This is a genomic window from Telmatocola sphagniphila, from assembly GCF_018398935.1.
Classification (GTDB): domain Bacteria; phylum Planctomycetota; class Planctomycetia; order Gemmatales; family Gemmataceae; genus Telmatocola; species Telmatocola sphagniphila.
On record NZ_CP074694.1, the window covers coordinates 2,277,462 to 2,291,577 of the forward strand.

A 14,116-nucleotide genomic window follows, 5' to 3' on the forward strand; every position below is an offset into this window, starting at 1 on the left:
AACCTCAATTTAAAAACTCAATTGAAGAGAGATAGGGATGTTTTTGGGACCCCAGTGTACTATTTCATCGATCAACAATTCGGCTCCAAGAGTTTGTAATCCCTTTAAACACCGCGGATCAGATTCTATCGCATCTCAACGATCGCTTGTCGATTGATCAGGCTCCTTAGGGGCGAATTTCGCGCGCTCCGATTTCCATTTTTTCACGTCCTCGGGTTTCTCCTGGACCTTATACAAATCGATCAGCCTGTCGACTGCTTCGAGGAGGCGTACGGTGGCTTGCGGTGGAATGGTTCTATCCCGGTTTTTCATCCCTTCATATCCCTGGAGAAGTAAGGGCTCCGCTTCTGTAAATTTCTTTTGCCCCAGCAGCGCGCCTCCAAGCATCGATTGAGTATTGAAGGTCGTCCAGACGCTCGGTTGAGATTTCTGACGGATAACCAAGCATTCTCGCAAGATCGGTTCAGCCTCCTTGAATTTATTTTGTTTGAGTAAATTTAACCCGAGTGTGGCGGCGGCGGAACCTGTTTCGAGATGGTTGGCTCCAAACCGTATTCGAGTTTGGTCGAGAAAATCTCGCAAAAGCGGTTCCGCTTTTTCATGGAGGTTCATCTCGGCGTACATCATCACCAAATTCGAGGGGATCCAGCGGAGATCTGCTGGGACGGGTCCTGGTCTAGCTTGGATGTGTTTCCAGGCCTCCTCGATTCGGGCCAGACCGAGTTCTCGACGGCCACTGGACCAATAATTAATTCCCAGGTTGGCCATCGTCAAAAGAGTATGAGGGTGGTCATTCCCGAATTTGATCCTTTGTTTCTCTAGTGTTTTCTCGAAGAGTGGGATGGACTTATCGAGTTTGTGCAGATTCCAATACGTCGCGGCGAGTGCGTTTTGGCTGAAAAGCGTGTCTTGATGATCGGGTCCTTGCACGATCTCGTATCGACTGGTCACTCGCTCGAGAATGTTGATTGCCTCGGGAAGTCTACCGCTGTCGCGATAATTCACTCCTAAATTCATCATGGCCTTGAGTGTAGTCGGGTGATCGGGGCCACTTCGAGCTTGTTCCCTTTTGACTAAATCTTCGAACAGGGGAACCGATCGATCCAGCTTGCCGAGTGACCAGTAGGCCACGGCCAAGTTATTCATAGTTTCCAGAGTATTCGGACTTTCCGGTCCTACGGTTGCCTCCCAACGCTTGAGGCAGTCGGTCAATAAGCGAATACCTTCCTCCGGCTTTCCTGCCGCCGCATAGTTCATACCTAGATTCGATTGAGTCTTGAGCGTACTGGAGTGGTCCAAGCCCAGCAGTGTTTTTTGGCTTTGGAGAACACTTTCGAATAAGGGAATAGACTTCTCGAATTTTCCTAAAGTCCAATAGCTGGCGGCGAGATTGCCTCGAGTTGAGACCGTGCTTGGATCCTCCTTCCCAAGGGATTGGATTTTTTTCTGCAGAATTCTTTCCAAAAGGCTCATGGCTTCGTCTGTTCGATCCAGAGCGCGAAGTGCCCCAGCCAGAGCTTCTTGAACTCGCAGAGTTTTAGCGTCCTCCGGGCCGAGTTCCGCTTCAAAGGTTTCTGCCGCTCGAGTTAAGAGGGGCTCGGCCCAGGCCGAATGGCCGAGCCCGTATTGGGCTTCCCCGAGTAATTGTTGAAGAACGGCGACGTCGAGTGGGTCACCAACCGCATTCCCCAGCAATTCCTGACTCGCTCTTTCGAGTCTTTCCCCGAGTAGTGCTCGAAGCGGCTTTCCCTGCTTTGCTTCAGATTTTGGATCGAGATCGTGAAACGCACCGGTCAAGAGATCGAGCGCCCGATTCCGCTGATCGAGTCGGCCATCTGCAATTTTCGTCTGCTCTTGGGCTTGCAGAGTGGCCAGGCGCTGCGCTTCGGTGGCTTTATTAGCTTGGATCATACCGATGGTCGTTCCAATTATCCCGCCGATCAGTGCCAGCAAAACCAAACTGAACGCCAGTACGCGCCCCTTATTCCGGCGAATCAATTTACTCAAGCGATAAATCGAACTAGGCGGTCGAGCTTCGACCACATCGTCGGACAAAAAACGTTGGATATCCTGTGCCAATCCGTTGGCCGTTTCATAACGCCGGTTACGGTCTTTCTCCAACGCCTTCATAACCACCCAGTCGAGTTCTCCGCGCAGGGACTTTGAGAGCTTTGCAGGCTCGATGCTTCGATTCGCTGCGATCGTTGGCATATCGTCGGCGGTACTTAACTTGGTACTTGGACGCGAGGGCTCCACTTCCCGTACCATCCTCAGCATTTCCAGGATCGCCCCGCGCTTGAGCCTCCGCACGTCGATCGGAGGCGAACCGGTCAAGAGCTCATAAAGCATGACTCCCAGAGCATAGACATCTGTGCGTGTATCGATATCCATCGAAGTCGGGTCGGCCTGTTCGGGAGACATATAGGCTGGAGTACCGACGATTGCCCCAGCGTCCGCAAAACTCATATCCGTCAATTTAAGCTCGGTCGCCTTGGCTACTCCAAAGTCAATCACCTTGGGAGTCGGTCGTCCGTCCACTTCGGTCACCAGTACATTGCTGGGCTTCAGGTCGCGGTGGATAATCCCCTTCTGGTGAGCATGCTGCACTGCCTGACAGACGGACACCATCAATTCCAAGCGTGCCGGCACGGACATCCGTTTGTGATCGCAGTATTCCGTCAGCGGGACTCCCTCGATCAACTCCATGACAAAAAACGGCTGCCCTGAGGGCGTTACGCCCCCATCGTAAATTCGAGCAATGTTAGGGTGGTCCATAATGGCCAATGCCTGCCGTTCGCTGTCGAAACGAGCGAGCACCGATTTCGAGTCCATTCCCAGTTTGATCAGCTTCAGAGCGACTTGACGCTTGACCGGTTCGGTCTGACTGGCCCGATAGACGGAACCCATGCCTCCTGTCCCCAGAACGTGTTCCAAGGTGTACCTACCGGCGATCACGGTTCCCAAGGCAAATGTCATTGTTTGCTCTAGGGACTCGGCTCTAACTGGCGTATCGGATGTCCCCGCGGAACCATATTCCTTGGTTAGGGTGCCTGCGGAATCCCGAATCTCTGGGCGGAGGGACTCGAAATTACTCGTGGGAGCATTCAAGGGAGACTCCAGAAAACTGCCCGCCTGGGCGTAAGCTTGCAATAGAAGTTCGACTTTGCGTCTTAACACCGGTGATCCCGCACAGCTTGCATCGAGGTAAGCGAGCCGGGCTTCCGGATTTTCGATTTCCAGAGCCCGGTCAAAAACCGCTTTTACCTCGGGGAGAGACGTAGACATGGTCGAGACCTCAGAATGGGGTTTCACCTATCATCAATGCGAAATTGCGAGAAGTATTGTGCCAAAAAAATCAGAATCGAAATTAATTCGACTCAGTCGGCATGTCCTAATTCTCGAAAAAGCCACGCTTTGGCGTAAGCCCAGTGGCGGTTAGCCGTTCGCACGGAGAGTGACAACAGAGCCGCCGATTGCTCGATAGTGAGACCTGCAAAGAATCTCAAGTTGACAAGGGCAGCAACTTCGGGTTCCTCGAGCGCCAGGCGATTCAGGGCATCATCCAGGGATACCAAATCGTATTGTGAATCTGCATCTGCGACTGCTAGAGCATCGAGTTCGACTCGCTGAAAGTTCCCACCATGTTTCTGAGCTTGCTTGCGACGAGCCGAATCGACCAGGATGCGACGCATGGCTTCGGCAGCCGCAGCGAAAAAGTGTCCCTGTCCATCGAACTGCTGGTCCCCTACCAATCGTAAATAAGCTTCATGGACCAGAGCGGTAGCATTCAAAGTTTGACCAGGGGCCTCGGCGGCCATGCGCAGGGCAGCGAGCTTCCGCAATTCATCGTAAACCAGCGGAAGCAAATCGGCAGCCGCACGACGATTGCCGGTTGCTGCTTGTGCCAAAAGGTGAGTCACTTCGGACATGTCCAGATTTTAGGGGAGAAAAGCGCCTGGGGGAGAAGCTAGGTTTCTAATTCGAAAAAATCTCCAAGCGGTATACGGGAGAGGGGAACCGCTAGAAAGCAGCTAAGCCATTTGCTCGATTCGTTGTTAGGGCGTCCATTCGGCGTGGTCGTGCGTTGTCTGGAATCTCCGGAGTCAGGAAATCCTCAGCGACGTTGGCCCGCCCATCGCGTGACGACGAAATGGTTCTGCCAATTGACTTGGCTTGGGCGCTAATTTTTTGCCACGAGGATGAGTTTGCGTTTGGAGGTGTCACGTGACTTCAAGCGGGCCGACGCGCCGCCTGCAGATCGACCAGCTGCAATTCGATTTGCTGTCCCTTAGACCATCCGGTCCGAAAAGCCGCATCCAAATAGTCGGACGAGCTTTGTCCTTGCAAGAAAATTTAGTGAATCGAGTCTCATTAACTGCTCAGTAAGTGATTTATAAATCTATGAATCAGACGGTTTTTATGCAAACCAGCTTTCGACGCCGTCTAACCATTCCTCGTATCATAAAAGATAATTGCTTTTGGATACACCCTGACCGATGCTTGTCCAGAGAGGACCGTGGACATTGAACCTCAACCACATTAACTTGCCCGTTCCGGATGTCGCCGCTACCCGAGATTTTTTCGTCAAGCACTTCGGAATGGTGAGTGTCTTTGAACTTCCCAAGAACTCTCTGGTGATTCTGCGTGATGAGGCCGGGCTAGTGCTCAACCTAAGCCACTTCGACAAAACCTCCGTGATCGAATACCATAAAGATTTCCACATTGGATTCTTCCGGGCGACCCGCGAGGAAATCGACGCCATCCACTCTCAGTTGAACACCAGCGGGGTCATCGCTGAGTCGCCGAAGAAGGCCGTGGGTCGTTACGGTTTCTTCATCGACGCCCCAGGCGGATTTATGATTGAAGTCGCCTCCCTTGAGGGAGAAGCCTGGGCGTCCCGATCGAAACAAGACGGTTAGCAGTCGATCCAGGAATGAATGATCGATGAAGAGTGCGATGGAGGGGGGGGAGGTTAGACAACTTTGCGACCGGCTCGGAAAGCTTCGAGCCCGAGTGAGTGCCAAGATCACTTTATTATCCAAGTTGAGAGGCAACTTCATGCGGCCCCCGGTCCAACAAGTGATCTCGGCTAACCCTTTCGTAACCAAAAATTTCTCGCGCCTGCAATCGGATAATTCGAAACTCGGATCTTCTCAAATCTCTAAAACTCAGGGATGACAGGATTTGAACTCGGTTATGAGCAAGTTCTGAGTAAAGCTTGACGGTTTTGCCTTCGCAGGTCGACCCGGCGCCTCAAATTAGACTCTTCAGGCTTGCCGATTTGAGCTGGAACAGAGAGAAATTCAATATGGAAAGCGAGAATCAAAAGTCTCTCCCGGAAATCCTACGAGAGTTAAGAGCACGTCAAGCCGCGAATAGCGAGCTAAGCCTTGAGCTTTCTACGGGCGAGCAGATTCACTGTCGGGTAGTGGAACAAGACCTTCCATTCACGTTATTGGTAGAAGATATTAAGTCACTCAAGCAGAGAGTGATAGGAATTGGGCAGATAAATAAGGTTTTATAATTCTACTCTCGTCGGACCAGATTCGCCAAGCAGCCGTTATCGAACAGGACGCTGTGCGACCGGGTCGCACGCCAGTGATCGGTGGCGATGTCGTTGAAGAAATTCACCGAAAGACAACTCGGGAGAAACCCTTCGCTGCCACGAATTGGAGCACGCGGTCGATGGCTAAAGTCCGAGCGATGTATCGGATTTCGAATGGCAGTTTTTTTAGTCCCGTTTTTGCCGCTGATGCGGGAAGAGCCTCCGACACGGGACCTGTTCAATGCCATGCGCTATGTTTTCAAAAGAGGATGGGATGTCCGTGGCGTGAGTCGACACGCGACTTTCCCCTCTGAACCGCGATCTATCAGCTAGTGCTGCGTTGGATGATGAAGGATGTTTTTGAAGTCCTCTCTCAAGAGTCGAGTGTGGTTGTGCAGTTCGTTGAAGATCGCGCTTCTCATCCCCGGACATCATTCGCGACGCCCGAACGATGAGGAACCTACGAACTTGCAGACGAGCAGAATATTTAACGAGTTGGAGTAGTCCACTAGCAGGCCAAGCGGGGCTTTCTATGACTACTCTGCCACTGTGGGTAGAAGGAACCTTGGAGGGATCGGTCGATTTCGAAGACTTGATCGAGACAAAGAACTCCCGGCAACGACTTTGAAAAGCGGGCAACGATCCGCGTGCTGGGTTCTACCGCTCGGTAAAGTCCATATTCTGTGTCAGGAACAGACTCCTCGAGAAAAAAGAAACTTACTGCACGATTCGAGCTGGTGGATCCATTTCATTCGAAGGTAATTTTTCGTTCGAGACGGATTCTTGGGAAAGAGCAAAATATTTCTAGATTTTTTTAGACTGACTTTTCAGTGTTAGACCATTTTTTAATCTATAGTAAAGCGCAAGATATTTCGTTCGAATTAATTTCTAGCTGTGGCTAGTTAGCCCTAAAGCCTCCAATTGGCTTTAATGCGTATTTCCCCTGCGAATATTGATCTCAGAAGTCTGACGAAGAAAACTTTGGAAGTTTTACTGGCCTCGATACTTCCAAACAAAGAGATGCGTCGACAAAAAGTCAAAATAGGCTTTAGGGATGAGAAATTAGTAGTAAACCTCAATCGAGAGATCGATTGTTCGCGAGCCAAGCACCATGGATAAAAACAAATTTACAGAAGAAACGGTCACAGAGCCGAACATCCAGCTTGGGCCTTCTGCCTCCGTCTTGAAGCAGATAGAATTGGCTCGCTCTACAAACTCAGATTACACGACAAATAGCTCGTTGGATAGATATTCTTCCGAGCGAGAATTTTTACTCCGAGAAGAACAGGCTGACGAATCGTTAATTCAGTTTGGTCCGCCGCAGAAAGAAGGGGAGATTGGGAGGCTTGGGAAATATCGGTTATTGCAATTGCTCGGTCGCGGCGGTATGGGAGCCGTTTATTTAGCCATTGATAGCAAGCTAAAGCGGAAAGTGGCTCTGAAAGTCATTCTGCCAAAAGCGGCGGCCAATCCAATTTCCCGAAAACGATTTCTTCGGGAAGCCCAAGCGGCGGCCCAGATAAGCAATGATCATGTAGTAAAAATTTTCGAAGCTGAGGAAATTGAAGGTGTGCCTTTTATGGCCATGGAATATCTGGAAGGAGAATCCTTAGAGCAGTTTCTGGAGTCGAAAAAGCATATTTCGATACCCAAAGTTATTCGTGTCATCCGAGAGGCTGCGGAAGGGTTAGCATCCGCTCACAAATTGGGTTTGATCCATCGCGACGTAAAACCCTCCAATATTTGGCTGGAATCTCCAAAAGGCCGAGTAAAACTGCTCGATTTTGGTCTCGTACGAAAAGGAAATGACAACACTAAAATCACAAATAGTGGGATTGTTCTGGGAACTCCAGCTTTTATGTCCCCGGAACAGGCTAAAGGCTATAACGATATTGATCAAAGATCGGATCTTTTTAGTTTAGGTTCAATTTTATATCGGTTACTCACCGGGGAGCTTCCCTTCCAAGGGAACAGTTCGGTATTGGTTTTGATGTCGCTGGTCGGATCTGATCCGAAGCCGGTATGCGATTTAAATCCCGACGTGCCTAAAAGTTTAGCCGACTTGACGCATCAACTTTTAGAAAAAGATCCCAAAAACAGGCCATTCGATGCCCAGGTGGTGATCGATAGTCTTAATGAGATTCAAGAGTTGATGGAATTTGGAGCCATTTCCGGATTAAATATTGGAGGCAGGTTCAGTAATGATGCGGCCACAGCCTCCAATGCGGGGTATATTGAATCGAGTTTTGGCGGCGACTCTAGACCTCAAACAAGCGAAGTTTTTGATGCCAATTCCGTGGGGAGTTTTAGCGAGATAGTTCGATGAGTCCCCCACGCCGGAGCTTTTCGCTCGGCCGAACGCATACTTCTATTTTTCAAACATTCTTCCTTTCCGCGAATAGCTCTCGGCGTTTTATCGGATCGGGACATCCGGATCCCGACTTCAGTCGGTCGAACGATCAGCACCTCAGTGCTTTCAGTAGTCGGAAGAAGATTGGCAAGTGCGGGTTCCAGCCGAGCAATCGATAGACGATGCGGCCGGCCTTCCGGACGATCTGACAAGGCAGAAGCATGAAAGCATTGAGGAAGGTTTTGAATTCCATTTTCAAAACCGACTGCTTCTGGTCCCGATGCTTTTCCCGCCAGCGACCAGGAGTTTCCGGCAACGTCAAGGCCCACCAGGCTTTCAAGTTCCAGGCCAGGGAGGCCATCACCATGTACGCCCAATTGCTTTCCAGATCGTGCAGCGGCGCGTGCAAGGCCCGGCAACCGCCCTTGAGCTGCGCTATCAGATTTTCCTGATTGCAGCGATCGTTGGCTTCGTAGACGACTTCGGCGGCCGTGCACTCCCGGTCGTTGGTGATGTAGAAGAAATAGCGTTCGTCCGGATACAGAACGGATTCGCCTTTTTCCACGGAAAGATTCTTGCGAATCACCACCAGGCGATACGCCCTTCGGCAAGCGGTCGGTTGGTACTCGAACTCGGCCACCGCTTCGGAGATCAACTTCACATTTACGAATTCCCGCTCTTGGACGATCCGCTCCTTGGTGTTTTCCCGTCGGTGTCGCAACTTCGCTTTCGCCGAGTATTGCGCGGGACGCTCGAGCTTGTGCCAAGCCGCTTCCGGCAGTTTTTCCGCGATTGCTTCGAGGTTTTGCTTCGAATCGTAGCCGAAATAAAAGCGTACCTTGGCGTTGGCATCCCAGCCGTCGAGGCGAGTGGTCTGCGAGAAATCGGTGTCGCCGCGAAAGACGATCCTGCGAAAGCCCGCTTGAAGGCACAGCAAAAGAGCCCGGTCGAGTTCGACCGCGGCCCCTTCGTGCGAAGGGCGATTGCCGGGACGGTTGACGATGCTCAGCGTCTCACCGGTGTTGGCCAGGGTCACCGCCAGGGGGTGGTAACACCAGTCTCTGTTATAGTTGATGTCCATCCCCGCTTTACGCTCGCCACGCGTTTGGGTAAAGCTGCCGTCGGCGTCGATCTTCGCGCATTCCCAAAAGGAATCGGGTTGCTTCGACCAGACGCGTAAACGGGTCTGGTTGAAAGCGTCGATCAAAGCCTGGATGCTGCCACTATCGAAGCGTCGACAAAAGTCGCCCGAAGTAGTCGGGTCGGGAAAACGCTGAGTGCCCAAGGCGTTGAGAAAGTTTTCGTCCGTGCGACGCAGTTCCATGTCTTGCAGGCAGGTACCCCCGCAAAGGGAATTGTAAGCGATGGCCAACACGTGGTCCGATTCCGAGTAAGGCCTTTGAAATTGGAGCAGATGCAGCTTCTCGTCGATGTCGTCGATCAGTCCGATACGCCGGGCCAGAAGGTGCATGGCCCCGAGGCCTCCGCAACTGATCGCCCCCACGCGTTCGGAGACTTCGTAATGAATGTTGGAGGCGTCGAAAGAAGGAGCGAAGGTCATCGCGGCCTCTCGCTTAGCCAGGCGACGTTCGATTCGACTCTTGCATTTTTGAAACCAACGTCCGAAAATAACATTCACTCGAAACTCCTTTTTGCGACTGTCGATTTGTTAAGCGGTTACTTACACAAACCGCAGAAAACAAAAAGGATTTCGAGCTTTCTTCGATAAATCGAAACAATTCCCCAAAAAACTACGCTGTTTTAAGGTCTAGACCAAGTGAATCCACGGGATCGAAAACGCGGATCGTCTCTAATCGTTTCCTTGCAGGATTGCTTGCTATCACGGTTCTAATAACGGTGTTCCTATCGTTTAGGACTTCGAAAGGAACTTTAGTTATCGCCGCGGATGATCCTAGCATTGAAGTCGTCATTAAAAAAGAAGGGAAAATTATCAAAACTCAGACCAAAGATCGAGTGATCGATTTATCCGTCGGAGAATATGAGATTGAACTTGCCAAAGAATTTGGAGGCAACAGATTGAATACCAATAAAATTAGCATAGCCAATGATAAAATAGAGATCGTCAAGATAGAACAGTCGAACTCCGGAAGCCTAAAAAACTATTCCACTTCTCCTTGATACAGCCAGGAAATCTTCGAGAAGTTTGAAGAGTACTTATAACGCCGTTCCTCGAAAGTCGCGATGAGTTGCTCAAGTTGGCGTCTCCCATGGGTAAAAGCCCTGTTGTTTGAACACTATACTAGTCATCACTTCCCGTGTACATCACATCCGAGCGCAGCACATACTTTACACTGCTTTTGACTGGAGCACCTTCATGAAGTTGAAGATGATCGAAGACCAGAGCCATCCCTTTTTTAGGCAGAATGCGTGCTCGGATTTTAGTGGAGTCGAAATAGAAAATCGTCTCACCCCCAGTTAGTCCGTCGCTGAGATAGATCATAAATGTCAGCTTACTCGACTCAGTCGAGTTCCGAGTGAAGCGGTCATCGAAATGAGGCCGAAAGATCTGTCCAATCTCGTACTTATAAAATCGAAAATTGCTCATTGAGTGACAGGAGATGCCAATTCTCTCAGTATTTGGGGAGATACGGTTGCGCGCGATCAAAGAGTTGCCCTGCAAGCCCATGACCATCAACTATCACACGAAGATTGTCTCGAAGATCTTTCCTCATAACGAAGCCGCCTGTTGTTGTAATGGGCGCATCCTCGTACCCTTTTGCTTCACTCAGCGCTACTAAGGATTCGCACTCCACTGCTGTCAAGATTTCGTGTATCACAAATATCAAAGACAAATCGCAGATTGTTTCAGAATGCATTTCGAATCCCTGGTAGTTGGTTTTGACATCCTCGGAAAGGAGAGAGTGCTTTCGAACCCCTGAATAATCTTAAATTTTATACGGATTCATTTCGATCACGAGGTTGAAATATTTGCCTATCTCTTCCACGATAAAAACTTTTAGTACGCGCAAGGTTCGATAAGGGACGCTCCGGTTCTCCCCCTGTTGAGTAGCTTATGAATCATCTCTAATTCGGACTCGACGCCGATCTCATTCCTGCGGATCTGCAAGTGAAGGAAGCTGGGGCACTGAGCTGTCAACCCACATGAAATTAAACCGAATAGGCGACTTTCCTTCTTCAAACAATCGCCGTTCGGGGAAGCTCCGGCTGACTATCTGCAGGCGATCATACACGCTCGCAAACCCTTCCAGAATCTGAGATCGATTGGTAAGTGTGGCAAACTGAAAGTTCGCGTTTTTCAAATCAGGGTTTTACTCAAACCAATCACTTGATTTGCGACGCAAAAAGCTGGGCGAGGATAAGTGCACTAGGGTTGGAATTCCTCATCGATCTGCTTATTGACAACTGCTTTTTGAAGGGTCATCACTTGCCGATAAGCGGGTCGATCCCAATACTCCGAAGAAACCCAGTTGGGAGGCCCGTACTCGAGTGTGGCCTTTCTGGGCAACCAGCATGCTGGAGCGAATTCTTCAAAGTTCGAGTTACTTCGTCGTGTAATCAGTACACTGTCGTCCCAACTCTCCCATTTGCGGGGGGAGTATCCCAAGGCGGGATCTAACCAAAGGATATCTTTTCGATTCTTCGCTTTATTGCTCTGGGAAGCAGACACGTCCGCTTCGATGACAACACAAGCCGCCCCGTCGACCAACTCAGTCTGCGGTCTGATCTGAACGTTCTTATAACACGCAAAGTTATTCGGTAACTGCATTCCTTCCTGAGCCTTTCGCACAGACTCCTGTCGGAAGGGATCGGTAGGTCGCAGACCCAAGCCCATCAGATAAATAGGATCGGAAATGAATAACGACGGATCGACTCGCATTTCAGGCTTTCCGGGCAGCATATTGGATTTTATATAAGCGGATTTGCCATCGAAAATCGAACGCTTATTGTCCGGTCCGAAGGAGAAACTCAAAAACGGAAAGTGCGACCCAGTCGCAATGCGATTGGCCTCTGCCAGTTTTTTGTCGATCTGGATCCGCTCAATCACCTCGGGGGGTGCATCCGGGGCCGCTTCGACCAACTCCGGCGGGACGGCCCGGGGAGTAACTGCGGCGTGCGTGGTTTCCCACATTCTCTTTTCTCCCGAGAACGCGAACTTGTTTTTCTCCTTGTTGTCGCGCTCCTGATTGATCCCCCAGGAAGCGAGAAGCACTGGATCAAACAATGATTCGGAAGCCGTATCGTACTCGATTAGAAGACTTTGGAAATTCTGACTTCTCTCGGCGAGCCGCGTGCGGATCTCTTCCAGCGATTCCTTCACGCGGCGGGGTTTCGCAGCCGGAAGACTTCCCATCTGTAAAGGCATCAGCGGTTTCCCGCTGAGTTTCGGAAGAGTCGCTATAACCGGCAGTTTTGCGGCGGGGCGGCCGGCTTTCAATTCTCGCAAAAGTTTGAGAATACAATCTGCAGGTATGGCCATTCCACCATACTGATCGATACGGGCAATCATAATCCCGGCTACTTTTCCATCCAGTCCGACGATGGGACCACCGCACTCCTCCGGCAAAATCGGCATGTCATGTTCGAAAACCGTTGGGAATCCATCCAATCGGAGGCTGCGGAAATCCCTCTGCCCTTTCAGCGGCAATGTCAGCTCGACTCGCTTGCCATCGCGCAACAGCGCAATGGGAAGTTGATCTCCGGCAAACCGACCGGCAATTGCCCTGGCCAAATCGGCATGATTCCTAATGGAAGTCTCTCCCATCGTTAGAATGACATCTCCCGACCGAATTCCCGCTTCTTGAGCTGCCCCCTGAACGAATTCGATCCAATAGCCCCGCCCTTCGACCGCGCTCCCTACAAACTCCGGTAGGAACGCCGGGCCGGGAAAAACCATGAGTCCAGGGGCTGGCACGGACTGTTTGAGATCTCGTCGGGCAACAGAAACGATACCTGTAACGATCGGCAAATCCTCCGTTCCCACGGCTGCGAGATGCGAGCCGATCGGTAGGTGAGAAGAGGACCACTCGACGGCTTTTAAACCGGTCGCTTCTACTCGCAGGAGTGCGAGGTCAAATGCCGATTCATATCCCACCAGTTCGGTAGGAACCTTCTTGCCGTCCGGGAGTCGACAAATGGGCAAGCCTCTGAGCTGACTCGCTTTAGTCAGAAGTAGTCCCTCTTCAACCACAGTACCGAGGGCGACGATTTTCTCGTCGTGGAAGAGGGACACGACGCTGGAGCGAAAGGGACGAATCATGCTCTCGTAAGGGGCCCGCGTTTCCTCCCCTTGCGACCAGCGGCGGGAAGGAAGGACTTGGACAGTGGCCGAGTTAGGATCAAACCGGGCGGGCAGATCGGGTTCTTCACTCACTCGACCTACGATTTTTCCATTCTTCAATGCCTGCAGCTCATCTCGCAAAACGGAACAGGAAGTGACGGAGAGAGGGAGAACTGCCCGAGCCCGGGAAGCACCAGATTCGGCCAGAGCTCGGCTGGGAACTTGTGTACTTCGAATAATTCCAATGAGCCGTCCTTCGAGATCGAAAAATGGGCCTCCTGAATCCCCGCCTTCACAGGCGCAATCGGTCGCGAACAGGCTCGACCAGGTGGCAATCACTTTCCCAAGCCGGACAGGTGGCGTGCGACCGGGCCGATAACCGCGGGGGTGCCCCAGTTTGATCACCGAATCCCCCACTTGAGGATCCGGTCCCTCCGGTTTCACGAACGGATATTTCCCGGGCTTGGTTAATCGCAGCAGAGACAAATCGTGAAAGACATCGGCTCCCAGGAGTTCTGCTTCGGCTTCCGTTCCATTCGAAAAGATAATATCTACTTTTGACCCTACCGGTAAAGCTCCGCACTGATCCATCGGATTGAATCGATGGCTGACGTGATACTGCGAAGCAATCAGCCCCTCTTCGGAAATAATGACTCCGGAACCCGCACTGGGTTGGCTTTTGAGATCGGAAGTTTTTTGCCCCCGGATAAAGACTACGGCGGGCATCACTTTTTCGACCACGGAACGAGTTCGCTTCTCGAGAGTGACCAAATGTTGATTGTCCGATTGTTTGGGGGGATCCGTGGCCGAGGCTCGTCCTAGAACCCCCAGAGTCAGTAGGACATAGATCGAGACGGCCCCGAAGCATCTTGTATGCTTCAGCGCGCAGCGGTCTGCAGGGACGTAGTACATAACGTCAATCTCCTAAAAAGGGAAACTAAAGAAACTGTGATGAAAACAA

General features: G+C 51.1%; 8 protein-coding genes. 2 read left to right on the forward strand and 6 right to left on the reverse strand.

Annotated elements, in window-relative coordinates; genetic code table 11:
- Window positions 1-135: 135 nt before the first annotated feature.
- Together KIH39_RS09125 and KIH39_RS09130 are read right to left on the reverse strand one after the other, a co-directional pair.
- On the reverse strand, window positions 136-3,285 hold the full coding sequence (locus KIH39_RS09125; RefSeq protein ID WP_213499023.1) for a serine/threonine-protein kinase: 3,150 nt from the start codon (window positions 3,283-3,285) through the stop codon (window positions 136-138).
- A 92-nt stretch (window positions 3,286-3,377) separates the two neighbouring features.
- Window positions 3,378-3,929, reverse strand: a complete 552-nt coding sequence (locus KIH39_RS09130; protein WP_213499024.1) for a sigma-70 family RNA polymerase sigma factor — start codon at window positions 3,927-3,929, stop codon at window positions 3,378-3,380.
- Between the two features lie 567 nt (window positions 3,930-4,496).
- On the opposite strand from KIH39_RS09130, the gene KIH39_RS09135 reads away from it, so the two are divergent.
- Complete coding sequence (locus KIH39_RS09135; protein ID WP_213499025.1) at window positions 4,497-4,919, forward strand: VOC family protein; 423 nt, start codon at window positions 4,497-4,499, stop codon at window positions 4,917-4,919.
- Between the two features lie 607 nt (window positions 4,920-5,526).
- Here the strand turns inward: KIH39_RS09135 and KIH39_RS09140 are convergent.
- Window positions 5,527-5,793, reverse strand: a complete 267-nt coding sequence (locus KIH39_RS09140; protein WP_213499026.1) for a hypothetical protein — start codon at window positions 5,791-5,793, stop codon at window positions 5,527-5,529.
- Window positions 5,794-6,656: 863 nt separating this feature from the next.
- On the opposite strand from KIH39_RS09140, the gene KIH39_RS09145 reads away from it, so the two are divergent.
- Window positions 6,657-7,871, forward strand: coding sequence for a serine/threonine protein kinase (locus KIH39_RS09145; RefSeq protein ID WP_213499027.1), 1,215 nt, complete (start codon window positions 6,657-6,659; stop codon window positions 7,869-7,871).
- Between the two features lie 133 nt (window positions 7,872-8,004).
- Here KIH39_RS09145 and KIH39_RS09150 read toward each other — a convergent pair whose 3' ends face one another.
- From KIH39_RS09150 to KIH39_RS09160, 3 genes are all read right to left on the reverse strand, one after another.
- On the reverse strand, window positions 8,005-9,534 hold the full coding sequence (locus tag KIH39_RS09150) for an IS1380 family transposase (protein ID WP_213493945.1): 1,530 nt from the start codon (window positions 9,532-9,534) through the stop codon (window positions 8,005-8,007).
- Between the two features lie 621 nt (window positions 9,535-10,155).
- Entirely contained in the window at window positions 10,156-10,548 is a 393-nt protein-coding gene (locus tag KIH39_RS09155; protein ID WP_315852417.1) for a 2OG-Fe(II) oxygenase, read from the reverse strand.
- Window positions 10,549-11,241: 693 nt separating this feature from the next.
- Window positions 11,242-14,067: a S1C family serine protease gene (locus KIH39_RS09160; protein ID WP_213499029.1), complete on the reverse strand. Its 2,826-nt coding sequence runs from the start codon at window positions 14,065-14,067 to the stop codon at window positions 11,242-11,244.
- Window positions 14,068-14,116 lie beyond the last annotated feature (49 nt).